This window comes from Capillimicrobium parvum, assembly GCF_021172045.1.
Classification (GTDB): domain Bacteria; phylum Actinomycetota; class Thermoleophilia; order Solirubrobacterales; family Solirubrobacteraceae; genus Capillimicrobium; species Capillimicrobium parvum.
Genome location: NZ_CP087164.1, coordinates 4,463,864 through 4,487,543 on the forward strand (window position 1 = coordinate 4,463,864; position 23,680 = coordinate 4,487,543).

A 23,680-nucleotide genomic window follows, 5' to 3' on the forward strand; every position below is an offset into this window, starting at 1 on the left:
ACCTCAACCTCTACCTTACGGTCGAGTAGCGCAGATTTACCCAGAGTTATGACTCTCTGTCAAGGCGGCGCTGCAAGATCTCGTACAACAGCGCCGCAGCGGCCGCGCTGACGTTCAGCGAGCCGACCCGGCCCATCATCGGCAGCGCGACGAGCACGTCGCACGACGCCGCGACCCGCCGGCGCAGCCCCTTGCCCTCCGCGCCCAGCACGAGGACGACGCCGCCCGCGTAGTCCTGGCGGTCGTAGGGCTCCGCGCCCTCCGCCGCCGCGCCGTAGCACCAGCACCCCGCGCGCTTCGCGTCGCCGAGGAAGTCCGCGAGGTTGCGCACCCGCGCGATGCGCAGGTGCTCGACCGCGCCCGCCGAGGCCTTGCAGACCGCCGGCGTCACCTCGGCCGACCGCCGCTCGGGCAGCACGACCCCGGTCGCCCCCACCGATTCCGCGGTCCGGCAGATCGCCCCGACGTTCTGCGGGTCCTCGAGCTCGTCGAGCGCGACGATCAGCGGATCGGCCGCCGCGAGCAGCTCGGCGGCGCCGGCGTACGGATAGGGCCCGACCTCGGCGCAGATGCCCTGGTGGGCCGCAGACCCGCAGCGGGCCTCGATCGCTTCCGGCCGCGCGTCGCTCACCGCGACGTCTCGCAGCCACGGCTCACCGGCGGCGCGGCGCGTCGCCCACACGTGCGTCACCGGCCGCCGCCCGGCCCGCAGCGCCTCGCGCACCGGGTTGCGGCCGTAGACGATCACGCCGGCGTCAGCTCGAAGCCGCCCGGGCCGTCGCGCACCGTCCACCCGTTCTGCGCGATCTCGTCGCGCAGGACGTCCGCGAGCGTGAAGTCCCGGCTCTCCCTCGCCTGCTGGCGCCGGCGGGCGAGGTCCACCACGTGATCCGGCGCGCCGAGCTCCGGTCCGAGCAGGTTCTCCAGCCCCAGGACCTGCAGCATCTCCTCGAGATGACCGCGTCCGACCGGATCCCCGTGACGGTTGGCCTCCTTGATCCATCGCCAGAGCTCCGCCAGCGCCCCGGCGGTGTTGAAGTCCTGCGCGAGGGCGTCGAAGAACGCGTCGCGGATCGGGACGAAGTCCTCGGGCGACTCCCCCGGGACGACGACGCGTGAGACCTCGCGAAGGCGGGCCACGCCCGCCGTGGCCTGGCGCATGACCCCATCGCCGAACTGCATCGGCTGGCGATAGTGGGCCGCGCAGAACGCCAGGATCACCGCATCCCGGCCCCAGCGCTCGACCACGACGTGCAGCGGCGCGATGTTGCCGGTCGACTTCGCCATCTTCTCGCCGGCGAACTGCAGCATCCCGTTGTGCATCCAGATCCGCGCGAGCTCGGCGCCCCGGCCGGCCCGGGTCTGCGCCGCCTCGTTCTCGTGGTGGGGGAAGACGAGGTCCGAGCCGCCGCCGTGGATGGCGAAGTTGACCCCGAGGAGCTCCTCGGCCATCGCCGAGCACTCGATGTGCCAGCCCGGCCGCCCCGGCCCCCACGGCGAGGCCCACCAGGTGTCCTCGTCGGGCTTGCGCGCCTTCCACAACGCGAAGTCCAGCGGGTCGCGCTTGCGCTCGGCGCCCTCGACCCCCTCGCCCTGGTCCATCTCGTCGACCGAGCGGTGCGACAGCGAGCCGTAGTCCGGGTCGCTGCGCACGCTGAACAGGACGTCGCCGCCGGCCTCGTAGGCGTGGCCGCGCTCGACGAGCGAACCGATGAGTCCGATGATCCCGTCGAGCGTCTGCGAGGCCAGCGGCTCGTGGTCCGGCCGCCCGAGCCCCAGCAGATCCGTGTCGGCCACGTAGAAGGCGGCCATCTCCCGCGCGAGCTCGTCGCTGGGCCGACCCGCCGCGCGCGCCGCGACGTAGATCTTGTCGTTGATGTCGGTGACGTTGATGACCAGCTCCGGACGCAGGCCCTCGTGCTCGAGGAACCGGCGCAGGAGCGAGAAGACGACGAACGGCCGCGCGTTGCCGATGTGGATGCGCGCGTACACCGTCGGACCGCAGGCGTATATCCCCACGCGCCCGCCGGGCGCGTCGAGGGCCGTCAGCCGGCCTGTGCGGGTGTCGTGCAGGCGGATCTCGCGCATATCGTCTGCAATTTACGGGGAAGCCAGTGCGACTCGGATCCGGCGATCCGATTACCGTTGAGACCTCCGTGTCCCGCCAGCCCTCGTCCGACGCGCTCCTGGAGGAGGTCGACCAGGCCTTCCGCACGCTCCCCGAGCGCTATCTCGGCGCCGAGCGAGGCTTCGCCGCCTGCTACCACGTGCGCCTCGGCGACGTGGGGCGCACCTGGGAGGTCCGGCTGACCGAACGCACCGCCCGCGTGCGCTCCGGGACCACCAGCTGCCGCCCGGACGTCGTCATCGGCACCGACGCGCGCACGTGGCTGCGCCTGCGCGACGGCGAGATCTCCAGCGCCGAGGCCTTCCGGCGCCGCCTGATCTACGCGCGCGGGGAGATCGACCTCGCCGTCGGCTTCGAGGGCCGGTTCCGGCTGCCGAACGGCCGCCCGCCACTCCTGCGCGTCCATCGCCTGGGCCTGCCCGGGCGCACCGTCTCGATCCTCACGATGGGCGCGGGCAGCGACGTCCTGCTCCTGCACGGCCTCGGAGGCGCCAAGAGCTCGTTCTTCGAGACCGCCGCCGCGCTGGCGGGGGCCGGGCACCGCGTCCACGCGCTCGACTTCCCCGGCTTCGGTGCGTCCTCGAAGCCGCTGACCGCGCCGTACACCGCCCGCTGGTTCGCGGAGACGGTCGTCGAGGCCATGGACGCGCTGTGCATCGACCGCGCGCACCTCGTCGGCAACTCGATGGGCGGCCGCGTGGCGATCGAGGTCGGCCTCACCGCCCCCGACCGCGTCGGCGGGCTCGCCCTGCTCTGTCCGGCCGTCGCGTTCGTCAAGCGCTCGCTGCACCCGGTCGTCCGCGTCCTGCGCCCCGAGTTCGGCCTGCTGCCCCACGCCATCCCGCGCGCGGCCGTCGCCTGGCGCCTGTGGACGCTGTTCGCCGACCGCGACGCGATCGACCCGGCCGTCGCCGACCTCGTCGTCGACGAGTTCCGCCAGACCTACCGCTCCGCGGGCGCGCGCCACGCGTTCCTCGCCTCGGGGCGCAACCTCTACCTCGACCAGCCCTGGGGCGCGAAGGGGTTCTACGCGCGCCTGAGCGACCTCCAGGCGCCGGCGCTGTTCGTCTGGGGCTCGCACGACCGCATCATCCCGGCCGGCTTTCAGAAGATCGTGGCCGAGTGGCTGCCGGGCGCCCGCCAGATCGTCCTCGACGGATGCGGCCACGTTCCGCAGGTCGAGCGCGCGCCGGAGGTCAACGACCTGCTGACGGGCTTCCTCGAGGACTGCGAGCAGTCGCTCCTCCCGCTCGCCGCCTGATGGTCGGCGCCTCGCTCGTGCGCTCGGTCGCCGGCCGGCTCCAGCCGCGCGTGCCGGCCGCCGACCTCGACGCGCGCGACCCCGACTACATCCGCGACGCCCTGCCCCGACTCTGGCTGCTGTCCTCGCTGTGGTTCCGCGCCGAGGTGCGCGGCCTCGGCCACATCCCCGACCACGGCCCGGTGCTCCTGGTCGGCAACCACTCGGGCGGCAACGTCACGCCCGACACCGGCGTCTTCACGCTCGCCTTCAGCGCCTACTTCGGCGTCGAGCGGCCCTTCTACCAGCTCGCCCACAACCTCGTCGTGTCCTGGCCGGGGCTCCGCTTCCTGCGCAAGTTCGGCACGGTGGCCGCCTCTCCGGAGAACGCCGAGGAGGCCCTGCGCGCCGGCGCGGCGCTGCTCGTCTATCCCGGCGGCGACCACGAGGTGCACCGTCCGACGTGGGAGGGCGCCCGGATCGACTTCGCCGGCCGGCGCGGCTTCGTGCGCCTCGCGCTCGACGCGGGCGTGCCGATCGTGCCGGTGGTCTCCATCGGCGGGCAGGAGACCGCGCTGTTCCTCTCGCGCGGCGATGCCCTCGCGCGGCTGCTGCGCCTCGACCGCCTGCTCCGGCTCAAGGTCCTGCCGATCTCGCTGGCACTGCCGTGGGGCGTGAACGTCGGCGACTTCGGCGGCCACCTCCCGCTGCCGTCGAAGATCGTCGTCGAGGTGCTCCCGTGCATCGACCTGCGCGAGGAGTTCGGCGAGGATCCCGACGTGGACGAGGTCTACGACGAGGTCGTCGCCCGCATGCAGGACGCCCTCGACGCGCTCGCCGCCGAGCGGCGCTGGCCGGTCCTGGGATGAGGGTCACGGTCGACACGGAGGTCGCCGCGCCCGCGCAGGCCGTGTGGGAGGTCGTCACCGACCCGGCCCGCTACCTGCACATCATGGACGGCGTCACGCGGTGGGAGCTGGCCGGCGGTCCCGAGCGTGGCCTCGGCGCGCGCTACCGGATGCTCATGCGCGTCGGCTCGGCCGAGGTCGGCGGCCTGGTCGAGGTCGTGGAGTTCCACGAGGCGCGCGAGCTCGCCTGGCACTCGGTCACCGGCATCGACCAGCGAGGGCGCTGGCGACTGCGCGAGCCCACGCCGGGCCGGACCCGGGTCGAGCTGCGCCTGACCTACGGCGTCGCGGGCGCCGGCGTGTTCGGATGGCTCGCCGAGCGCGTCGCCGAGCCGATCGTCCGCGGCCACCTGCGCCGTTCGCTCGCCCAGCTCAAGCGCCAGGTCGAGCACGACGAGCTGCGCCGCGCCGCCGCCCAGCGCCGTGGCGCGCGCCGGTCCGCCTGAGTACCTGACCAAGGAGTCAGGAACACACGTGGTTCGTTATCTTTGCGGGTGGGGCGGCGCGGGAACCGCTCGGATGACCCGGCAGACACTGGAGGGCAGGGAATGACCTTGAGGGGGAGGCTCGCGGGCGGGCTCGGCACCGCGGCGATCGTGGCCGGGCTCGCGGCCGTCGCCCCCGCGGGCGCCTCCGCGGCACTGAGCATCAGCAGCCTGGCGACGACGCCGACGAGCACGCAGGCCGGCTCACATCCGAGCTTCACCATGGCGCTTCGCTTCAGCGGCGACAGCACGCCCAGGGCGATGACCATCCAGCTGCCGCCCGGCTTCGTCGGCAACCCGAACGCCGCGGCGAAGTGCGCCCAGGCGACCTTCCAAGCCGGCGGCTGCGGCGCCGACAGCGTCGTCGGCTCGACCAGCGTCCACGTCAGCGTGCCCGTCCTCGGGGGCGGCGGCGGAGGCGGCGGGGGTGGAGGAGGCGGCGGAGGTGGCGGGGGCGGAGGCGGCGGCAACCCCATCTGCACCCTGCTGCCGATCCTGTGCCCCTCCTCCAGCCGGTTGATGACGCGCCCGCGGGGCATCGGCAAGCCCGTCCGCGACGGCAAACGGCGGCTGAGCGTCCCGATCACCGCGCCCGGCACCGTCTTCAACCTCGAGCCGGGCGCCGGCGAGCCCGCCCGCCTCGGCATCGACGTCCGTCCGGTCGCCGGCACGCCGATCGGCGCCATCCGGCTGCAGTCGCCGATCGCCGTGCGCGACGGCTCCGACTTCGGCCTGACGTCCACGCTCGACAACCTGCCCGCCTCGTTCGCCGGCGTCGACACGCAGATCACCGGCATGGACCTGACGCTGAACGGGCACACGAGCAGCGGCCAGGGCTTCGTCACGCTGCCGACCTCGTGCGCCGCGGCGACCACGCGGGTCGACGTCACGCCCTACGCCGGCGCCGCCGACGGCGCGAGCGCGTCCTTCACGCCGACCGACTGCGGCGCCGTGCCGTTCACGCCGAGCCTGAACGTCGTGCCCGAGACCACCCGCGTCGACAGCACGAGCGCGTACTCGATCCGGCTCGGCATCCCGGCCGACGACGAGCCGGTCCGCCAGGCCCACGTCTCCGAGGCCCGCGTCGTCCTGCCGCTCGGCACGGCGCTGAACCCGGGCACCGCGGTCGGCCTGGAGACCTGCTCGGAGCAGCAGTTCGGCCAGGGCTCGCGCGGCGCGCCGTCGTGCCCCGCCGCGTCGGTCGTCGGCACGACGTCGTTCACGTCACCGCTCGTCGGCACCCTCAGCGGCACCGTCTACGAGGGCGAGCCGAAGCCCGGCCAGATGTTGCGGCTGTTCGTCGACGTCCCCGGCCCCGGCCTGCGGATCAAGCTCATCGGCAACGTCGACTCCGACCGGGCCACCGGCCAGATCACCTCGACGTTCTCCAACCTGCCCCAGCTGCCGTTCACCGCCTTCGCGCTCGGCTTCCGCGGCGGCGAACGGGCGGTCCTCGTCACGCCGCCGGCGTGCGGTCCCGCGGTCAGCAGCGCCGCGCTGACGCCCTACAGCGGCAACGGCCCGGCGGGCGCGGCGAGCCGGTTCAACGTCGACTGGGACGGGGCGGGCACCGCCTGCCCCGACCCGCTCCCGTTCGCGCCGGGGCTCGCCGCGAGCGTCGACCCCGCGACGGCGGGCGCCCCGACGACGGCGGTGAGCGCGATCACGCGCGAGGACCGCACGCAGCGCATCAAGGACATGGCGATCTCGTTCCCGCCGGGCCTGGTCGGCGGGCTCGGCAACGGCATCGGCCTGTGCGACCTCGACAGGGCCCGGGCCGCGCAGTGCCCGGCCGACAGCCGCGTCGGCTCGGCGACCCTGGTCGCCGGACCCGGATCCGCGCCCCTGCGGATCGACGGCGACGTCTTCCTGACCGCGCCCATCGACGGCTCGCTCGCCGGCCTGGCGATCACCGTCCCGGGCAAGGTCGGCCCGTTCGACCTCGGCACGACGGTCAGCTTCGCGCGCATCGTCGCGCGGCCCGGAGACTCCGGGCTCGACGTCACCGCCAACGGCCTGCCGCAGATCGTCGGCGGGATCCCGCTGGCCCTGCGCCAGATCAGGCTGACGCTCGACCGCAAGGGCTTCATGCGCAACGCGACGAGCTGCCGGGTCCAGCAGCTGACCGCGACGTTCACCTCGACGCTCGGCGCCACCGCGCTGACCGCGGCGCCCTACCAGGCGAGCGGCTGCGACAAGGTGCCGTTCACGCCGAAGCTCGCCGGGATCACCGGCACGCGCAAGCAGCTCAAGAGGTTCGCCAACCCGGCGGTGACGGCCGTCGTCAGCCAGGGCGAGGGCGGGATCGCCGCGCGCAGCGTGACGGTGACCCTGCCGAAGGAGCTCGGGGTCGACACGGCGCATCTCGCGGTGACCTGCCCGGAGGGACAGGACTGCGGCGATCGCAACGTCATCGGCACCGCAACCGCGGTCACGCCGCTGCTGCCGATCCCGCTGACCGGGCCGGTGCGCCTCGTGACGCCCAAGGAGGGCGGTCTTCCGGTGCTCAAGCTGCACCTCACGGGGCTGCTCACCATCGACCTCACGGGCAAGACCGCGCTGTCGAGGCAAGGTCGCGTCCAGAACACGTTCGAGGGCATCCCGGACGTGCCGCTGTCGCGCTTCGAGCTCGCGCTGAAGGGCGGCAAGGCCGGCATCCTGAAGAACATCCGGGCGCTGAAGTGCGGCGAGACGCTGCGCGGCGACGCGGACTTCGTCGGCCACAGCGGGGCGAGCAGGGCGGTCGTCGGCCGCTTCGAGGTCTGCGGCAGGCTCAGGAACGCGACCAGCCGGTCGGGCGCCCGCGCCACCGCGCGCCTGCGCCGGGGCCGGCTCCTGCTGACCGTCCGCAGCACGAAGAAGGTCACGGGGCTGCGGGTGCGGACGCCGAAGGGCATGACCCTGCACGGCAGGCGCGGCTTCGCGGTGAAGGCGGGCCGCCGCAAGGCGCGGCTCGCGGTCGCCAAGCGGCAGATGACGCTCACGCACCTGGCGGCCAGGACGGTCCGCGTGACCGTGCCCAAGCGCGCGCTGCGCGGCGCGGGCAAGGCGAAGCGCCAGGGGCGCAAGCTGTCCGTGCGCGTGTCGATGGGCAAGGCGCACACGACGCTGCGCGTGCCGGTGCGGTGAGGCGGTGTCAGCCGGAGCGGGCGCGCAGCAGCGCGACGGCCTGGGCCTCGGCGCCCTCGCCCCGGCCGATCGGGCCCATGCCCTCCGCCGTCGTCGCCTTGACGTTCACGCGCGCCGGCGCCAGCCCGAGCGCGGCCGCCAGCCGAGCGCGGATCGCGTCGCAGTGCGGGCCCACCTTCGGGCGCTCGAGCACGACGGTCGCGTCGACGTTGACCGGCTCGAGGCCGGCCGCGGCCACGAGCGCGACCACCTCGCGCAGGAGCTCGACCGAGTCGGCGTCGCGCCAGCGCCCGTCGTCGTCGGGGAAGTGGTGGCCGATGTCGCCGAGGCCGGCCGCGCCGAGCAGCGCGTCCATGATCGCGTGCGTGAGGACGTCGGCGTCGGAGTGGCCGGCGAGCCCGCGGTCGTAGGGGATCTCGACGCCGCCCAGCACCAGCCGCCGGCCGGCCGCGAAGCGATGCGAGTCGTAGCCGTGGCCGATCACGTCGAGACCTCCCTCAGGGTCCAAGCGGTTGTGTGTGCTCGCCCGCGGGGCGTCACGACGCCCCGATCGGCTCGAGGCGCCGCCGGCGGCGCTCGAAGACGGCGAGCTCGGTGACCCCCACCTGCTCGAGCACCTCGAGCGCCCGGTCATAGCCGAACGCGAGCTGGTCGGGCGTGTGCGCGTCGCTGGACAGGGCGATCGGGTTGCCGGCGTCCACGATCATCTCCAGGAACGCCGTCGCCGGGTACAGCTCGCCGGTGGGCTTGCGCAGGCCGGCGGTCGACAGCTCGACGGCGACGCCGGACTCGGCGATCCCGTCCATCGCGCGCTCGTAGAAGCGGCGCAGGTCGCCCTCCGGGCGGGGGCGGTCGCGCCCCCACATCTTCACGAGGTCCGGGTGGGCGAGGATGTCGAACATCCCGGTGCGCGCCGCCTCGCCGAGCCACTCGAAGTAGCGCTCCCAGACGCGGTCGGGACGCGAGGCGTTGCGCTCCCAGATGTCGTAGTCGGGATGGTCGAGGGCCTCGTCGCCGAGGAAGTGGATCGAGCCGACGACGTAGTCCCAGTCGCGGGCGGCGAGCAGCTCGGCCATCCGGTCCTCACGCCCGGGGACGAAGTCGGCCTCGATGCCCAGCCGCAGGTCGGTCTCCTCGCGCACGAAGGCGCAGTACTCGTCGAGGTCGTCGGCGGCGGACCGGCGCCACAGGTCGTGGTCCCAGACCTCGAGCGACTGGCGGAAGCGGTAGATGTGCTCGGCGACCCCGAGCTCCTGGACGCCGCGCTCGGCCGCGACCGTGCGGTAGCGCTCGGCGTTGGCGGCGGTGAAGTAGCGGTCGGCGGGCGTGTCGGGGTCGTCCGGGCGAAGGTGGACGTGGTAGTCGGTCAGCATGCGGCGCCAGAAGGTATCCGCCCTAGCCTGCGCTCCATGGCTCAGCCGGTGGATGTCGCGATCGTCGGCGGCGGGCACAACGGGCTGGTCGCCGCGGCGCTGCTCGCGCGCGCCGGCCGATCGGTCCTGCTGCTCGAGCGCCGCGAGCACCTCGGCGGTGCGACCGTCTCCGAGCGGCCGTTCGCGGGCGTCGACGCGCGGCTGTCGCGCTACTCGTACCTCGTCTCGCTGTTCCCCCGGGCGCTGGCGCACGAGCTGGGCCTGCGCCTCGAGCTGCGCCGGCGCCGCGTCGCCTCCTACACGCCGGTCGGCGACGGCGGCGTGCTGAACCCCGACCTCGGCGCGTGGTCGTCGATGACGGGCCGGATCGCCCGTGCGCTCGCGCCCACGCTGACCCAGCCGCTGCCGGCGCGCGAGCACGCGCGGGCGCTGGTGGCCGACGACGAGGCGTGGGAGGCGGTGTTCGAACGGCCGATCGGCGAGGCGGTCGAGCGCGCGTTCGCCGGCGACACGCTGCGCGGGATCGTCCTGACCGACGCGCTCATCGGCACCTTCGCCTCCGCACACGACGCCGACCTGCGCCAGAACCGCTGCTTCCTCTACCACGTGGTCGGCAACGGGACGGGCGACTGGGACGTACCGGTCGGCGGGATGGGCGCGCTCACCGACGCGCTCGCGGGCGCCGCACGGGCCGCGGGCGCGCAGCTGCGCACCGGCGCCGAGGTCACCGCGGTCAGCCCCGAGGGCGAGGTCCGCTTCGAAGGCGGCGCCGTGCAGGCCGGCCGCGTGCAGGCCGGCCGCGTGCAGGCCGGCCGCGTCCTGGCCAACGTCGCGCCGGCGGTGCTCGCGCGGCTGCTCGGTGAGCCGCCGCCCGCCGATCGCCCCGAGGGCGCCCAGCTGAAGGTCAACATGGTCCTGCGCCGGCTGCCCCGCCTGCGCGACCCGGCCGTCGACCCGCGTGACGCCTTCGCGGGCACGCTGCACGTCAACGAGGGCTACGCCCAGCTGCAGCGCGCCTACGAGCAGGCGGCGTCGGGGCGCATCCCGGACCTGCCGCCCTGCGAGGTCTACTGCCACTCGCTCACCGACCCCTCGATCCTGGGGTCCGGCCTGCGGGCCGCGGGCGCGCAGACGCTCACCCTCTTCGGCCTGCACATGCCCGCCCGCCTCTTCCGCGACCACCCCGGCGCCGCCAAGCGCGCGGCCGTCGAGGCGACGCTGCGCTCGCTGGACGCCGTGCTCGCGGAGCCGATCGAGGACTGCCTGTGGCTCGACGCCCACGGCGCGCCGTGCCTCGAGGCGCGCACCCCGCCGGAGCTCGAGGCCGAGCTCGGCCTGCCCGGCGGCCACATCTTCCACCGCGACCTCGCGTGGCCGTTCGCCGAGGACGAGGCGCAGGCCGGCACGTGGGGCGTGGAGACGCCGCACGAGCGGATCCTGCTGTGCGGCGCTGGCGCGCGGCGGGGCGGCGGCGTGAGCGGCATCCCAGGCCACAACGCGGCCCGCGCGGTGCTCGACGCCGCCTAACGCCCCGGGACGCCCCCCGTCGGCGCCGAGTTGCGCTCTACGTCCACCCTTCGGACACAAAGCGCAACTCGCGCCGGCTCAGCCCGCGCCGCGCTCGCGCAGCAGCAGTTCGGCCACGCGCAGGTCCAGCGGCGTCGTGACCTTGAGGTTCTCCCGCGGCGCGGGCACCACGCCCACGTGGCCGCCGAGCGCCTCGACCAGGCCGGCGTCGTCGGTGGCGGCGGCCAGCACGGCGTCCTCCTGCGCCAGCGCGCGCGCGAGCACGTCGCGCCGGAAGACCTGTGGCGTCTGCACCGCCCACAGCGCCGAGCGGTCCAGGGTGCGGCGCACGACGCGGTCGGCGCCCGCCTCCTTGATCGTGTCCGTCACCGGCGCGGCGGCGACGACCGCATCGAAGCCGGCGAGCCCCGCCACGCATGCCTCGACGAGCTGCACCGTCAGCAGCGGGCGGGCCGCGTCGTGCACGAGCACGACGTCATCGGCGCCCGCGGACGCGGACGCGAGCGCGTTGCGCACCGAGGCCGAGCGGTGCTCGCCGCCGGCCACGGCGCCCGGATACTCGACGCCGGGCGGCACGGCCACCACCACCGACGCGATCGACGGCGCGGCCCGCAGTGCGTCGAGCGACCACTCCAGCAGCGGACGGCCGGCGACCGTGACGAACGCCTTGGGCCCGGAGGCGCCAAGGCGTTCACCACGTCCGGCCGCCACGACGAGCGCGACGGCCAACGTCTACCTGGTGAGCCGGTCCGTCGTCACTTGGCGGCGACGATCCCCTTCTCCTCCGCCGAACGCGCGAGCAGGTCGTCGAGGTAGGCCTCGGCCGCCTCCTCGTCCTTGTCGAGCGCGTACATCAGCTCGGAGGCCAGGATCTTCTTGGCCCGGGTGAACATCTGCTTCTCGCCGGTCGAGAGGCCCTTCTCGGACTCGCGCAGCGCCAGGTTGCGCACAACCTCGGCCAGCTCGTAGATGTCACCGGTCTTGATCTTGTCGCGGTTGTGCTTGAACCGGCGGTTCCAGTTCTTGGGCATCTCCGAGACGTCGTCCTCGAGGACCGCCAGGACCTTCTTGACGGTCTCCTCGTCGATCACCCGGCGAAGCCCCGCAACGGCCGCGTTCTCACACGGGACCATCACGGTCATGTCGTTGTGGAGGATCTTGATGGTGAGGTACTCGCGCTCCTCACCGAACATCTTCTTGTTCTCCTTCTTGAGGACCCGGCCGGCCCCGTGATGGGGGTAGACGACGGAGTCGCCGATCTCGAATGCGATGCACTCCACTTCGCGCTCGACCTCGAGGTCTTCCAGGAGCTGCTCTTCAGTGACGTCGGTGATGGTCTTCCTCCTTCGGATCCTGGTCTGTGGTGAAGCTCTGAACGGGGGTGGCCGTCATGTCTGCAGGTAGCGGTCGACCAGGTTGATCTCCTGCAGGCGGCGAAGGCCCTCGCGAATGTCCTTGGCGCGGATCTCGCCCACGCCCTCGACGGCTTCGAGCTCGGCATCCGTGGCCGCGAGCATCTCGTCGAGCCCGCCGAAGTCGCGCACGATCTGCGTGACGACGATCTTCGGCAGCCGCGGGATGCGCCCGAGGATCCGGTAGCCGCGCGGCGACACCGGATAGTCGAGGGTGTTCAGCTTTCGGTCGTAGCCCAGCACTTCGGCGAGGCGGCCGAAGTCGAGCAGGTCCTGATGGGGCAGGCGGCCGATCTGGTCGAGCGCGGTGGCGAACGCCTCGTCGCTCGGATCGGCGAGATAGTCGCGGATGAGGGCGGCCTTGTCGGAGGCGGTGCCGACCATCGTCTCCTCGAGCTGCATCTCGATGAGGCGGCCCTCGGTGCCGAGCTCGACGATGTAGCGCTCGATCTCGACCGCCATGCGGGTCACGAGCTCTGACCGCTGCAGCACCGTGAGCACGTCGTGCAGCGTGGCGCCGCCCTCGAACTCGAGCGCGGTGAGGCGCGTGGAGACCTGGTCGAGGCGCGTGCGGTACTTGTCGAGCGTGGCGAGCGCCTGGTTGGCCTTGGCGAGCACCACCGGGATGTCCTCGAGGATGTACTTCGCGCCGTCGACGTAGAGCGAGACGACCTCGCGCCGCTGGGAGATCGCGATGACGAGCGAGTCGGTCTGCTTGGAGACGCGCTCGGCGGTGCGGTGGCGGGTGCCGGTCTCCAGCGAGAGGATCGTGGGGTCCGGGATGAGCTGGACGTTCGCCATCGCGATCTTCGTCGAGTTCGCGTTGCAGACGATGCCGCCGTCCATCTTCGCCACCTGGTAGAGCAGGGCGGGCGTGAAGTCCACGTCGAGCTTGATCCCGCCGGAGAAGAGGAAGCTCAGCTCCTCGGGCTCCCCGACGACGATCAGGCCGCCCGTGTGGGCGTGGAGGATGTTGTCGATCCCCTCGCGCAGGGCCGTACCGGGCGCGACCATCTCGAGCGCCTTGACGAGCCGGGGCTCCTGACGCGCTTCGAGCTCACTGAGCTCTTCCCCGGACCGTGACGACATGAGACCTACATTCTAGCGGTCTCAGCGGCAGATTAATCGCCTGCAAATCGGCGGCTTTTACGAACCCGTCGCCACCGGGCGCTCCGGATTGGCGCTCCACTGTGACCAGGATCCGGGGTAAAGGCGGCCAGGCCCGAGCCCCGCCGCCTCGAGGGCGAGCAGGACGTGGCAGGCGGTGACCCCCGAGCCGCAGTAGGCGATCGGCGCCTCGGCGGCGCCCGGCCGGACCCCCGCCGCGGCGAACTGCGACTGCAGCGTCTCGGCTGGGCGGAAGCGGCCGGCCTCGTCGAGGGTCGACGCCCAGGGGACGTTCGCCGCACCCGGGATGTGGCCCGGTCGCGGGTCGATCGGCTCGGTCTCGCCGCGGTAGCGCTCGGGCGCCCGGGCGTCGAGGACCGGGACGCCGGCCGCTGCGACCTCACCGGCCTCGGCGAGGCGGTCGGCGGGCCAGGCGACGACGGCCCGGGCGGCGGGCGGCCGCCGCGCCGGTGCGGTCTCGAGCGCCCCCGGCCACGCGGCCAGGCCGCCGTCGAGCACCGCCGCGCGGCCGCCGATCGCGCGCAGCAGCCACACGAGCCGCGCCGCGACCGACCCGCCGGCGTCGTCGTAGGCGACCACCGTGTCGTCGTCGCCGACGCCGAGCGCGGCGAGCCCGGCGGCGAAGCGCTCCGGATCGGGCAGCGGGTGGCGCCCGCGCTCGGGCGAGGGCGGCCCCGCGAGCACCGTGTCGAGGTCCACCCAGACCGCGCCGGGAATGTGGCCGGCGTCGTAGGCGGCACGGCCGGAGCGGCCGTCGAGGTACCAGCGCACGTCGGCGACCACGACGTCGCCGGCGTGCGCCTGCAGCCACGCAGCGTCGACGAGCGGGCCGAAGGCCGAACCGGGCGCCGCCTCGTGGTGCCGGCCGTCCGGCGGTCCGGCGGCGCCGGTGGGCCGCCCGCTAGAAATCGCCGCCTCCGCCGAAGTCCCCGCCTCCGCCGAAGTCGCCGCCGCCGCCCCAGTCGCCGCCGCCGCCGAGGTCGCCGCCGCCGCCCCAGTCCCCGCCGCCGTCGCCGCCGCTGCCGCTCCAGTCGCCGCCGTAGGCCGGGGTGTCCCAGCCGCCGGCCAGCAGCGAGCCGGCCAGGAACCCGGTCAGCAGGCCGGAGCCGCCGAAGCCGCCGTAGAAGCCCCCCGCGTACGGGCCGTAGTAGGCGGGCGCCTGCCAGTAGGGCACGCGGCCCTGTCCGGCGATCTCGACCTCGCGGGCGTTCGGGTCCTCGCCGGCCTCGACGCGCAGCGCGTCGGCCTCGCAGGCCGGGACCATCCGCGGGGCGCCGAACGGCGGCGTCCACTCCACGTCCCGGGTCGACGGGCCGTGGCGCGGGTCGAAGAAGCACGGCGGCCGGTGCTCGGGCGGCTCACGGCCCTCCAGGCGCGCCTTGGCCGCCTCCATCGCGTACCGGCCCTCCTCGAGCGTCTGGCCGATCGGCCGGAAGTCCTCGGGGCGGCGGGCCTCGCGCAGGCCGGCGGACGCCTGCTCGAAGGCCTGCAGCGTGCGGGCGTACTGCTCCTTGGCCCGAGGGTCGACATTCGGCATCTCGACGTCGATGTCGAGCGCGCGGATGTCGTCGCCGAGCGCCACGAGGTCCTCGTCGGCGACCTTGCGCAGCTCGGCGGTCTGCTCGGCCTGCGCGCGCCGCTTCACGCGCGAGCGCCAGAAGAAGAAGCCGCCGCCGACGAGGAACAGCGCGGCGATCACGACGATGAACGCGGCGCCGGAGCTCGAGCTGTCCTTCGGCTTGCCGCCGTTGATGCGGGCCTCGCCGACGCGGTCGATGAAGTCGGTGAGGATGGCGGTCGCCCCGTTCGAGCGCTCGGCCGAGAGCGCCTCGTCGGCGAGCCGCGGCGCCACCCCCCGAGCCAGCCCGGAGTTCGGCCCGCTGCCGCCCGCGAAGGAGCGCCCGCTCGGGCCAGCGATGATTGCGTACACGCCGTCGGCGTCGAGCGCCCGCACGAGCTGGCGGCCGAACTGGGCCGGCTCGCCCTGCCCCGGCCCGAAGACGGCAACGTAGATCGGTCCTTCGCCCTTGTTGCGGATCTCGGCCCGGATGCGGTCGGCGTCGGCCGGGGTGATGCCGGCGTTGTTGTCGGGCGCGACGTAGACCGAGTCCGACTGCAGCGCCTGCGCGGCGTCCTGCACCGCCGGCGAGGCGGACGTCGTCTGCGCGCGGGCGCCCGCCGGCGCGAGCATCAGCAGCGCAAGCAGGAGCGCGAGAAGGAGGCGGCGCATCGCCACCAGACTCCCAGATCCCGCCGACCGGCAAACTTCACGCATGAGCCTCACCCTTGGAAGCGGTCCCCTCGCCGCCCGGCCCGCGGCGGCGAACTACGAGATCGCCGGTCCCGCGCACCGTATTGCCTTCGAGCCGCATCCGCGCCGCATCCGCGCCGAGCTCGCCGGTCACACCGTGCTCGACACGACGCGCGGGCACCTCCTGCACGAGACGGCGATCCTGCCGGTGCTCTACGCCCCGCTGGAGGACTTCGACCCCGCGCTGCTGGAGCGCACCGACCACCGCACGACCTGCCCGTTCAAGGGCGAGGCGAGCTACTGGAGCGTGCGCGCCGCGGGCCGCGTGGCGGAGAACGCCCTATGGTCCTACGAGGCTCCCCTGCCCGACGCGCACTGGCTCGCCGGCTTCGGCGCCCTCTACGTCAACCGCATGGACCGCTGGCTGGAGGAGGACGAGGAGGTCGGGCCGACGTTGCGCGACCCGTACCACCGCGTCGACGCCCGGCGCTCCAGCCGCCCGGTCGAGGTGACCCTCGGCGGCGAGCTCGTGCTCCGCGACGCGGCGTCGGTGCTCGTCTTCGAGACCGGCGCCGAGCCACGGGCGTACGTGGACCGCGGCGGCCTCGACCTGGTCGCGAGCGAGCGGCGCACCGCGTGCCCGTACAAGGGCGAGGCGACCTGGTGGTCGCTGCGGGTGGGCGGCCGCCTGCTCGAGGACGCCGCCTGGTCCTACGAGACGCCGCTCGAGGGCATGGGCGCGATCGCCGGGCTCGTCTCGCTCGAGCACGACGAGCTCGAGGTCAGCATCGGGTGAGCCCGGCGCGCTACGACGCCATCGGGCGCGGCTACAGCGGCACGCGCCGCGAGGATCCGGCGCTGCGGGCGCAGCTGCACGCGGCGCTCGGCGACGCGCGGACGGTGGTGAACGTCGGGGCCGGTGCCGGCGCCTACGAGCCGCGCGACCGCCACGTCGTGGCGATCGAGCCGAGCGACGTCATGGCCGCGCAGCGGCCTCGCGAGCTGGCGCCGGCGATCCGGGCGACCGCCGATGCGCTGCCGCTGCGCGACGCGAGCGTCGACGCGGGCCTCTCGGTCCTCTCGCTGCACCACTGGGACGCGGGACAGGAACGCGGCGTGCACGAGCTGCGCCGGGTCGCCCGCGGACCCGTGGTGCTGCTGACGTTCGACCGCGACGTCAGCGGCGCGATGTGGCTCGTGGCCGATTACGTCCCGGAGATCGCCGCGCTGGACCGCCGCATCTTCCCGCCGATGGACGTCCTGGCCAGATGGCTCGGCGGCGACGTGCGCGTCGAGGTGGTCCCCATCTCGCGCGACACGCCGGACTGGACGCTCGGGGCGTTCTGGGCGCACCCGGAGCGCGTCCTGGACCCCGTCGCCCGGGCGAACACCTCCGGGTTCGCGCGAATGCCGACGCCCATCGTCGAGCGCGCCGTCGCGGCGCTCGAGCGCGACCTGGCCGACGGGACGTGGGACGACCGCCACGGAGACCTGCGCGAGCTCGACGAGTTCGACGCCGGGATGCGGATGCTGGTGGCCGAGCCCGGCTGAGCGCCGTCAGGCCGCGCGCGGCGCGGCGGCCGGCAGGGCAACGCGCAGGGCCGCGCGCAGCGAGCTCGCCTCGCGGCACCCATCGCCGCTGCCGGTGGGCGCGATGACGCCCTTCAGCCCGAACTTCGCCGCCTCCTCGAGCCGCCGCTCGGGATGCGCCACGGAGCGCAGCTCGCCGGTCAGCCCGACCTCGCCGAAGCAGGCGAGCGGCACCGGCGCGTCGCCGCCGAGCGAGGCGCCCCGCACCGCGCTGGCCACGGCGAGCGCGACCGCCAGGTCGGCCCCCGGCTCGTCGATGCGCACGCCGCCGACGACGTTGACGAAGACGTCCGCGCTGCCGGTCGCCACCCCGGCGTGCCGCGCCAGCACCGCCAGGACGAGCGCCAGGCGGTTGCGGTCGAGCCCGGTCACGAGCCGTCGCGGGGGGACCAGCTCGCTCGGCGACACGAGCGCTTGGACCTCGACGAGCAGCGGGCGCGTGCCCTCCATCGACGCGAGGACCACGCTGCCGGGCGCGCGCGTCGCCTCGCCGACGAACCGGCCCGACGCGTCGAGCACCTCGACGAGGCCGCCGGAGCGCATCTCGAAGACCCCGGCCTCGTTCGTCGAGCCGAAGCGGTTCTTCAGCGCGCGCAGCGTGCGGTAGGTGCGCTCGCGCTCACCCTCGAACTGCAGCACGCAGTCGACGAGATGCTCGAGCACGCGCGGCCCCGCGAGCGCGCCCTCCTTCGTGACGTGGCCGACGAGCAGCACCGCGGTGCCGATCTCCTTGGCGACCCGCGCGATCCGGCCGGCGACCTCGCGCACCTGCCCCACCGAGCCGGGCGCGCCGGTGAGCTCGGCCGCGTGCAGCGTCTGCACCGAGTCGATGACGCACACCTCGGGCCGCTCGGCCTCGATCGTCGCGACGACCGTGTCGAGGTCGGTCTCGGCCAGCACGGGCACGTCGAGCGCCGCGCCCGGCAGACGCGCCGCGCGCAGCCGGACCTGGGCGGCGGACTCCTCGCCGGAGACGTAGAGCGTGCCGTGGCCGGCGCCGGCGACGTTGCCCATCGCCATGCCGGTCAGCGTCGACTTGCCGATGCCGGGCGAGCCGCCGAGCAGCACGAGCGAACCGGGGACGAGTCCGCCGCCCAGGACGCGGTCGAACTCGCCGATGCCGGTCGACAGGCGGGCGAGCTTCGGCGTCTGGACGTCACGCAGGCGCACCGGCCGCGCCGCCCCGGCCCCGGCGCGCGCAGCGCCGCCGCCCCCGCCGCCCCGGCGCCCGCCCGCCGGCGCGGGCGCGCGCTCCTCAACGAACGTGTTCCACTCGCCGCAGCCCGGGCAGCGGCCCTGCCAGCGCGGCTCGACATGCCCGCAGGAGGAGCAGACGTGGATGGTGGCGGAGCGGGCCATGAGCCTGGTGAACCGTAGGGCAGGGACCCGACGGCTTCGCCCCCGCGACACCACCTTCTTAGGGTGCCCTAATGACCCGCTACAGTTCCGGCGCATGACTGCCGCCCGCTCCCTGCTGCTCGTCTTCGCCGCCGCCCTCGTCGTCAGCCTCGCCGCCTCGGCTCCCGCTCCCGCCGCGTCGAAGCGGATCGTCGCGCTGACCCCGTTCACGGCGAACGTCCTCGCCGAGCTCGGCGTGCGCCCCATCGCGGTCGGCGACCCCGGCGCGAGCGCCGCGCAGCTCTCCGGCAGGCTCAACGGCGTCCGCCGGCTGAAGCTCTCGCATCCGAACGGTCCGAACCTCGAGCAGCTCGCCGCGCTGCGCCCCGACATCGTGTTCTCCTCCCCGACGTGGCGGCCGGGCACCCCGCGCATCCAGCGGCTCGGCATCAAGGTCCACGACGGGTTCGACCCGCAGCGCCTGGGCACCGTTCCGCTCGGCATCCGCTACATCGCCGGCGCCGTCGGCCGGGGCCGCGCCGGGCGCGACCTCACCAACCGCGTCCAGGCCGCCTACCGGGCCGCGTCAGCCAAGCCGCGCTCGCACCCGCGCGTGCTGCTCGTGATGGGCCTGGCCCGCTCGACGATGGCGCTGCTCGGCCAGTCGTGGGGCGGCGACATCATCCGCGCCGCCGGCGGCCGGCTCGTCACCGAGGGCATCAAGCCGATCGGCAGCCGCGGTGAGGACGCGCTCGTCGGAAACCTCTCCAACGAGGCGGTCGTGCGGATGAACCCGGACGTGATCATCGTCGTGCCCCACGGCAACGCGCAGGACATCGGCGCCATCGCCCGCTTCTACCGCAGCTACCGCCCGTGGCGGACCACGAAGGCGGCCAGGCGCGGGCGCATCCACGTGCCGACCGACGACTCGCTGCTGCAGGCCAACCTGAACCCGGCGGCGCTGATCCGGCACGTCCGCCAGGCCTATCTGCACAACTGAGCCGTGACGCCGCCGCCCAGCGTGGTCGCCGGACCGGACCGCGCGTTCGGCGCCGTCCTCGCCGCCGCCGGCCGGCGCGCGCTGACCCGGCGCGTGCTCGTCGTCGCGGGCGTCCTCGCGGCGCTGCTCGCGGCCGTCGCCTGCTCGCTCGCGCTCGGCGCCGTGCGCATCCCGCTCCACGCGGTCGTGGACGTCCTCCTCGGCCGCGACGCGCACCCGATCGACCGCGAGATCCTGCTGCAGCTGCGCCTGCCGCGAACGGTCACGGCGCTCGCGGTCGGCGCGGCCCTCGGCGTCGCGGGCGCGCTGCTGCAGGGCTCGCTGGGCAACCCGCTCGCATCCCCCGACGTCATCGGCGTCACCGGCGGCGCGGCCTTCGGGGCGATGCTCATCATCCTGCTCGCGCCGGGGAAGATCGCGCTGCTGCCGCTCAGCGCGATGGGCTTCGGCCTGCTCGCCGCCGCCATGGTCGCCCTCGTGGCCTGGACCGGCGCCAACCGCGGCTCGGTGACCCGGCTGATCCTGTCCGGCATCGCGGTGGGCGCCATGTTCACCGCCGCGACGTCGATGCTCATGGCGCTGTACCCGAGCCGCGTGCCGTCGGCGGTCATGTGGCTGGCCGGTGGGCTCGTCTCCGACGGCTGGGAGACGATCGCCGCGGTCGGCCCCTACCTCGCGGGCGGGCTGCTCGTCGCGGTCGCACTCGTCCGCCCGCTCGACCGGCTCGCGCTCGGCGACGAGGTCGCGGCCTCGCTCGGCACGCATCCGCGCACCGTGCGGCTCGTCGCGATCGCCGCGGCCGCGGTGCTGGCCGCCGGTTCCGCCGCCCTCGCCGGCCTGCTCGGCTTCCTCGGCATCGTCGTCCCCCATGCCGTCCGCCTGCTCGGCGGCACGTCGAGCCACGGCTTCGTCGTGCCGGTGTCGGCGCTGGCGGGCGCCGCGCTGCTGACCGGCGGCGACGTCGTCGCCCGCACGATCAAGGCCCCGCTCGAGCTGCCAGTCGGGCCGATGATGGTCGTCATCGGCGTGCCGCTGTTCCTCTGGCTGCTGCGCCGCGCGGTGTGATGGCCGAGCCGCTGCTCGAGGTCCGCGACGCGCGCGTGACGATCGCCGGCAGGCCGATCCTCCACGGTGCCGACCTCACCGCGCGCGCCGGGGAGCTCGTCGCGGTCGTCGGGCCCAACGGCGCGGGCAAGTCGACGCTCGCCCGGGCCGCCGCCGGGTTGCAGAGGCTGGCGGGCGGGAGCGTCCGGGTGGGCGGCGAGGACCTCGGCCGGATCCGCGCCCGGCGGCTCGCCCGCCTGCGCGCGTTCGTGCCGCAGCGCCCCCGGGTGCCCGAGGGCATCCTCGTCCGCGACGCCGTGCTCATCGGCCGTTCGCCGCACCTGCGCCCGCTCGAGCGGCTCTCCCGGGGCGATCGCGCCGCCGCCGAGCGAGCGATGGAGCGCGCGGGCGTCCTGGAGTTCGCCGAGCGGCGCCTCACGACGCTCTCGGGCGGCGAGCTGCAGCGCGTCCAGGTCGCGGTCGGGCTGGCCCAGGACGCACCTTTGCTCATGGCCGACGAGCCGACGTCCGCGCTCGACCTCGGGGCGACGGCGGCCATGGCGCAGCTGCTGCGCGGGCTCGCCGACGACGGGCTGGCCGTCGTGCTCGTCGTCCACGACCTGGCGCTGGCCGCCGCGGTGGCTGACAGCGCCGTCGTCATCTCGCGCGGCCGGTCGGTCGCCTGCGGGCCGCCGGGCGACGTGCTGCACCGCGAGCGGCTGCGCGAGGTGTGGCACGTGGGCGCCGAGCTCGAGGCGGACGGCACCGGGCGCACGGCGCTGCACGTCGAGTGGCTCGCCGGCGTTCAGCCCAGCGAAGCCTCGATCGTGATCCGGCCCTGATCGCTGTCGTAGAGATAGGCGAGGAAGAGCTCGACGCCCTCGGCCGAGAGGGTGACCGGCAGGTCGGTCCACGTGACGGTCTCGCCGGCCGCGCCGGCCGCGAGCGCGCCCGGACCCGCGCCCTTGACGAGCTGGATCGGCCGGCGGCGGCCGGCGAGGCCCGGGATGCCGGACGAGTCGCGCTCGATCGTCGCGACCGCCTTGGGCGTCGTCGCGGCGAGGTCGTACGTCCACGCCCCGTAGGCGGAGTCGATGTCGTGGGCGCCGTAGCGGAAGCGGGTCGTCCCGGTGGTGGCGATCACGCCGCGGCCGGTCGCGCGGTCGAACCAGCCTCCGGAGACCGGCAGGGCGTACGTGGCGCCGTCGAAGGCGGCGCCGCCCTCGGCCGACGCGCCCTCGCCCTGCTGCAGGTAGCCGAGCCAGGAGGCGCGCGGGGACCAGCGGACGCGGCCGCCGACGATGGGGACCGCGGTGGCGGGGCGGGCGGTGAGCGCGGCGCCGCCGGGCGTGGGCGGGCCGGTGACCGTGGGGGCCGTGGGCGCGCCGGCGGGAGCGGTCGTCGCGTCGGCGTCGAGGTCGATGCGGCCGATCTGGCCGGGGCGGACGGCCGGCGCACGCAGGCGCTCGCGCAGAAGGGCGGCTCCGGAGCGGGTGAGGCGAAGCGGGGCATCGGTGATCGAGGCGCCGGTCGCGTCGACGGTACGGCGCGTGGCCGGCGCGGCGATGACGAACAGCCGGCGGCGCTGGCCGGCCACCCGCGCGGTCAGCGCCGACCGGGCCCCGATGCGCACCCGGATGGCCGACAGCTCGAGCGTGCGCCCGCGGGAGCGCAGCCGCAGGGCGCCGCGATGCGTCACGGTCGCGCGCGGGCCCGCGACGGTGACGGTCCGGGTCGGCAGCGCGGCGCCCCGGCTCGACGCCGTCGCCGGGGCGACGGCCACCGCGGTCAGGCCGGCTCGCTCGTCGAGCGCGATGCGGGTGGGCTGGGCCGCGGCGAGGGCGGCGGGGGCGAGCAGCGCGGCGAGCGACAGCGCGGCGGCGGAAAGAGCACGCGACATGGTGAATTAGGGTACCCTAATGCACGTGACCGAGACCTCTGCTCCCCCCTCGTGGGATCCTCACGACGTGCCGTCCGGCCAGGCTTCTCAGGCTCCGCCGGAGCCGTTGCATCCCGTCGCCGACGAGCCCCGCCGGCGCAGCGCCGCCGAGGAGGCGCGCACGATCGTCGCCGGCACCAACCAGGCAACCCTGGCCACGCTGAGCGTCGACGGGCATCCCTGGGGCTCGTTCGTCACCTACGGCACGCTGCGCGACGGCTCGCCGGTGCTCTGCCTCTCCACGCTGGCCGAGCACGGGCGCAACCTGCCCGCCGACCCGCGCGCCAGCCTCGTGGTCTCGGCCCCGACCACCGACGGCGACCCGCTCGAGAGCGGGCGCGTGACGCTCGCCGGCCGCGCGCACGTCCCGGAGGGCGCCGAGCTCGACGACGCGCGGGCCGCCCACCTCGCCGCCGTGCCGGGCGCCGCGATCTACATGGACTTCGGCGACTTCACGATCTGGGTGCTGCGCGTCGAGCGGGTGCGCTGGGTCGGCGGCTTCGGCCGCATGGCGTCCACCAATGCCGCCGAGTATGCGGCCGCCGAGCCCGACCCCGTCGCCGCCGCGGCGCCGTACGCGGTCGCCCACCTCAACGAGGACCACGCGGACGCGCTGCTCGACATGGCGCACGCGCTAGCCGGCTATCCGGACGCGACCTCGTCGCGCTGCACCGGCGCCGACCGCTACGGCCTGGACCTCGTCATCCACACGCCCCGCGGGCGCGCCGAGCGGCGCGTGGGTTTCGCGGCGCCGATCACCACCGCGAACGGCCTGCGCTCCGCGACGGTCGAGCTGGCCCGGCGGGCGCGGGCGTAGCGGCCTGCTCCACGCGCTCCCGCGACGGTCGAGCGGGCCCGGCGGCCGCGGGCGTAGCGGCTACTCCACGCGCTCCGCGCGCTCGCAGCTCGTGAAGCCCGCCGTCCTGTGGCTGGCGTCGCAGAACGGCTTGGTGGCCGACTGCCCGCACCGGCACAGGGCGATCGCGCTGCCCTCGGGCAGCGTGTACGGCGCGCCGTCGGCGTCGATGAGCCGCACCGGGCCCGTCACCTTGTAGGGCCCGTCGTCGCGGACCTTGATCTCGACCAGCGGCTCGTCGCTCATCCCGCCAGCCTACGGCGCGCGACCGGTCCCGGCGCCGACGCGAAGAGGGCGGCCGGCAGGCCGCCCTCTCACGTCACGTCACAGGA

Annotated in this window: 23 protein-coding genes; 11 read left to right on the forward strand and 12 right to left on the reverse strand. The window is 74.7% G+C overall.

Features of this window, described 5'->3' with window-relative positions:
* Window positions 1-46 precede the first annotated feature (46 nt).
* Both rlmB and cysS read right to left on the reverse strand, forming a co-directional pair.
* Window positions 47-748, reverse strand: coding sequence for a 23S rRNA (guanosine(2251)-2'-O)-methyltransferase RlmB (rlmB, locus tag DSM104329_RS21710; RefSeq protein WP_259311944.1), 702 nt, complete (start codon window positions 746-748; stop codon window positions 47-49).
* On the reverse strand, window positions 745-2,088 hold the full coding sequence (gene cysS / locus DSM104329_RS21715; RefSeq protein WP_259311945.1) for a cysteine--tRNA ligase: 1,344 nt from the start codon (window positions 2,086-2,088) through the stop codon (window positions 745-747). The genes rlmB and cysS overlap by 4 nt, the downstream gene beginning before the upstream one ends.
* Before the next feature lie 68 nt (window positions 2,089-2,156).
* Between cysS and DSM104329_RS21720 the strand changes: the two genes are divergently transcribed.
* The 4 genes from DSM104329_RS21720 (at window position 2,157) to DSM104329_RS21735 (ending at window position 7,890) form a co-directional block, all read left to right on the forward strand.
* Complete coding sequence (locus DSM104329_RS21720; protein WP_259311946.1) at window positions 2,157-3,389, forward strand: alpha/beta fold hydrolase; 1,233 nt, start codon at window positions 2,157-2,159, stop codon at window positions 3,387-3,389.
* A complete protein-coding gene (locus tag DSM104329_RS21725; protein ID WP_259311947.1) occupies window positions 3,389-4,237 on the forward strand; it encodes a lysophospholipid acyltransferase family protein in 849 nt (282 codons plus the stop codon). The genes DSM104329_RS21720 and DSM104329_RS21725 overlap by 1 nt, the downstream gene beginning before the upstream one ends.
* Window positions 4,234-4,722: an SRPBCC family protein gene (locus DSM104329_RS21730; RefSeq protein ID WP_259311948.1), complete on the forward strand. Its 489-nt coding sequence runs from the start codon at window positions 4,234-4,236 to the stop codon at window positions 4,720-4,722. Before DSM104329_RS21725 ends, DSM104329_RS21730 begins: the two co-directional genes overlap by 4 nt.
* Window positions 4,723-4,830: 108 nt before the next feature.
* Window positions 4,831-7,890 (forward strand): hypothetical protein, encoded by a 3,060-nt coding sequence (locus tag DSM104329_RS21735; RefSeq protein ID WP_259311949.1) that lies wholly within the window; start codon window positions 4,831-4,833, stop codon window positions 7,888-7,890.
* A 7-nt stretch (window positions 7,891-7,897) separates the two neighbouring features.
* Here DSM104329_RS21735 and ispF read toward each other — a convergent pair whose 3' ends face one another.
* Together ispF and DSM104329_RS21745 are read right to left on the reverse strand one after the other, a co-directional pair.
* A complete protein-coding gene (gene ispF, locus DSM104329_RS21740) occupies window positions 7,898-8,374 on the reverse strand; it encodes a 2-C-methyl-D-erythritol 2,4-cyclodiphosphate synthase (protein WP_259311950.1) in 477 nt (158 codons plus the stop codon).
* Between the two features lie 52 nt (window positions 8,375-8,426).
* Window positions 8,427-9,263: a histidinol-phosphatase HisJ family protein gene (locus tag DSM104329_RS21745; RefSeq protein WP_259311951.1), complete on the reverse strand. Its 837-nt coding sequence runs from the start codon at window positions 9,261-9,263 to the stop codon at window positions 8,427-8,429.
* 36 nt (window positions 9,264-9,299) lie between these two features.
* Between DSM104329_RS21745 and DSM104329_RS21750 the strand changes: the two genes are divergently transcribed.
* A complete protein-coding gene (locus DSM104329_RS21750; RefSeq protein WP_259311952.1) occupies window positions 9,300-10,790 on the forward strand; it encodes a phytoene desaturase family protein in 1,491 nt (496 codons plus the stop codon).
* A gap of 78 nt (window positions 10,791-10,868) precedes the next feature.
* Here DSM104329_RS21750 and ispD read toward each other — a convergent pair whose 3' ends face one another.
* The 5 genes from ispD to DSM104329_RS21775 form a co-directional block, all read right to left on the reverse strand.
* On the reverse strand, window positions 10,869-11,519 hold the full coding sequence (gene ispD / locus DSM104329_RS21755; RefSeq protein ID WP_259311953.1) for a 2-C-methyl-D-erythritol 4-phosphate cytidylyltransferase: 651 nt from the start codon (window positions 11,517-11,519) through the stop codon (window positions 10,869-10,871).
* 26 nt (window positions 11,520-11,545) lie between these two features.
* Window positions 11,546-12,070: a CarD family transcriptional regulator gene (locus tag DSM104329_RS21760; protein WP_259311954.1), complete on the reverse strand. Its 525-nt coding sequence runs from the start codon at window positions 12,068-12,070 to the stop codon at window positions 11,546-11,548.
* Between the two features lie 108 nt (window positions 12,071-12,178).
* Window positions 12,179-13,291, reverse strand: coding sequence for a DNA integrity scanning diadenylate cyclase DisA (gene disA / locus DSM104329_RS21765; RefSeq protein ID WP_259311955.1), 1,113 nt, complete (start codon window positions 13,289-13,291; stop codon window positions 12,179-12,181).
* A gap of 57 nt (window positions 13,292-13,348) precedes the next feature.
* Entirely contained in the window at window positions 13,349-14,239 is an 891-nt protein-coding gene (locus DSM104329_RS21770) for a sulfurtransferase (protein WP_326924511.1), read from the reverse strand.
* The gene (locus DSM104329_RS21775) at window positions 14,232-15,560 is read right to left on the reverse strand and encodes a hypothetical protein (protein ID WP_259311957.1); all 1,329 of its coding nucleotides are present in this window, start codon (window positions 15,558-15,560) and stop codon (window positions 14,232-14,234) included. The genes DSM104329_RS21770 and DSM104329_RS21775 overlap by 8 nt, the downstream gene beginning before the upstream one ends.
* 43 nt (window positions 15,561-15,603) lie before the next feature.
* On the opposite strand from DSM104329_RS21775, the gene DSM104329_RS21780 reads away from it, so the two are divergent.
* Window positions 15,604-16,377: a DUF427 domain-containing protein gene (locus DSM104329_RS21780; RefSeq protein ID WP_259311958.1), complete on the forward strand. Its 774-nt coding sequence runs from the start codon at window positions 15,604-15,606 to the stop codon at window positions 16,375-16,377.
* Window positions 16,374-17,132, forward strand: coding sequence for a class I SAM-dependent methyltransferase (locus tag DSM104329_RS21785; RefSeq protein WP_259311959.1), 759 nt, complete (start codon window positions 16,374-16,376; stop codon window positions 17,130-17,132). The genes DSM104329_RS21780 and DSM104329_RS21785 overlap by 4 nt, the downstream gene beginning before the upstream one ends.
* Before the next feature lie 6 nt (window positions 17,133-17,138).
* Here the strand turns inward: DSM104329_RS21785 and radA are convergent, their stop codons facing one another.
* On the reverse strand, window positions 17,139-18,530 hold the full coding sequence (gene radA / locus DSM104329_RS21790) for a DNA repair protein RadA (RefSeq protein WP_259311960.1): 1,392 nt from the start codon (window positions 18,528-18,530) through the stop codon (window positions 17,139-17,141).
* 94 nt (window positions 18,531-18,624) lie between these two features.
* On the opposite strand from radA, the gene DSM104329_RS21795 reads away from it, so the two are divergent.
* Genes DSM104329_RS21795 through DSM104329_RS21805 form a run of 3 tightly spaced genes read left to right on the forward strand, consistent with a single transcriptional unit; the run spans window position 18,625 to window position 21,395 of the window.
* Window positions 18,625-19,509 carry an ABC transporter substrate-binding protein gene (locus DSM104329_RS21795; protein WP_259311961.1) on the forward strand — a complete coding sequence of 295 codons (885 nt, stop codon included), beginning with the start codon at window positions 18,625-18,627 and terminating at the stop codon, window positions 19,507-19,509.
* A 3-nt stretch (window positions 19,510-19,512) separates the two neighbouring features.
* Window positions 19,513-20,574, forward strand: a complete 1,062-nt coding sequence (locus DSM104329_RS21800) for a FecCD family ABC transporter permease (RefSeq protein WP_259311962.1) — start codon at window positions 19,513-19,515, stop codon at window positions 20,572-20,574.
* Complete coding sequence (locus DSM104329_RS21805; RefSeq protein ID WP_259311963.1) at window positions 20,574-21,395, forward strand: ABC transporter ATP-binding protein; 822 nt, start codon at window positions 20,574-20,576, stop codon at window positions 21,393-21,395. The genes DSM104329_RS21800 and DSM104329_RS21805 overlap by 1 nt, the downstream gene beginning before the upstream one ends.
* On the opposite strand, the gene DSM104329_RS21810 is transcribed toward DSM104329_RS21805, so the two are convergent.
* Window positions 21,359-22,453 (reverse strand): HtaA domain-containing protein, encoded by a 1,095-nt coding sequence (locus DSM104329_RS21810; protein WP_259311964.1) that lies wholly within the window; start codon window positions 22,451-22,453, stop codon window positions 21,359-21,361. The genes DSM104329_RS21805 and DSM104329_RS21810 overlap by 37 nt on opposite strands.
* 25 nt (window positions 22,454-22,478) lie before the next feature.
* On the opposite strand from DSM104329_RS21810, the gene DSM104329_RS21815 reads away from it, so the two are divergent.
* Window positions 22,479-23,309, forward strand: a complete 831-nt coding sequence (locus DSM104329_RS21815; RefSeq protein WP_259311965.1) for a HugZ family pyridoxamine 5'-phosphate oxidase — start codon at window positions 22,479-22,481, stop codon at window positions 23,307-23,309.
* 60 nt (window positions 23,310-23,369) lie between these two features.
* Here DSM104329_RS21815 and DSM104329_RS21820 read toward each other — a convergent pair whose 3' ends face one another.
* On the reverse strand, window positions 23,370-23,594 hold the full coding sequence (locus tag DSM104329_RS21820; RefSeq protein ID WP_259311966.1) for a CDGSH iron-sulfur domain-containing protein: 225 nt from the start codon (window positions 23,592-23,594) through the stop codon (window positions 23,370-23,372).
* Window positions 23,595-23,680: the final 86 nt, after the last annotated feature.